Genomic DNA, 910 nt, shown 5'->3' on the forward strand with positions numbered 1-910 from the left:
CATTGCCGGGATGGCTGTGGGCGGGATTCTCGCATTAAAACGTTCTCCCGTGCATCCTGAAGCTATCAATAGAGGCATGTTTGATGAAACACGCTCTGCGAGAAACTCGTTAAATAATCCTATAATGACCTGGCATGAGGATATAGTTAACGGCAAGTCTATTTTTTCAGCGAATAGGCCAATAAAATATTATGATAATTTTACTCCGTTAAGTATATTAGCCAAGCGTAATTCGATTAATAATAGGCCGATAAACATTATTACAGGCGCTCATGGAACGCCTGGTGGTGGTAACTGGTCTATTAGTGAACTTGATGGTTCTTTTGTGTTGCATGACCAGTTAAGGAATGCTGAAGGATATAGCTTTAATAGCGCGCTGTTTTCTAATTTAGGAGAGCATGGAGGTGATTTGGCAGTTTTAGGTGATAGGATTAAAATAATCGATATGCGGACGTTAAATGCTGAGGGGTTTGGCGGGATAATAAATGATCCTACTAGCCACCTAATAATGACAATGTGTTATGGGCGTAATGATGCGGTTCTCAGAAGTTATGCCGGGTTAGATATCGTACAGGAATTTAGTAGTGTGTCAGAGAGTTAGTAGCAGCTCCTTATATCTTCGCCCAGATAGGCGGGATATAAGGGGGAGCAATTGTTTCAAGTATGCCTTCAGTCTCTCTTTATCCGGAATTGATGTTTTTTGAACCGTTAAAAAACATTTATCTGGATATAATTATTGATTCAAAGGCTATCCATCACTAGTGACATAATATCTGAAGTTCTGGCTATTCAGCGAAACCCAAAAATGACATTCATGACAACAAATCTAACCCGATATATCCGGTCAGGTCACGCCAGCCTGGGCGTGGCCAGAGCGGCGGGTCTCACCCTTATCGGAAACGGGCACAAC

Annotated in this window: 1 protein-coding gene; it reads left to right on the forward strand. The window is 41.9% G+C overall.

Going from position 1 to position 910, the window contains the following annotated elements:
- On the forward strand, positions 1-601 hold a 601-nt coding region (locus tag HMPREF0201_RS09340), incomplete at its 5' end, for a hypothetical protein (protein WP_016536349.1).
- Positions 602-910 lie beyond the last annotated feature (309 nt).

Origin of the sequence: Cedecea davisae DSM 4568, from assembly GCF_000412335.2 — a bacterium.
GTDB lineage: Bacteria > Pseudomonadota > Gammaproteobacteria > Enterobacterales > Enterobacteriaceae > Cedecea > Cedecea davisae.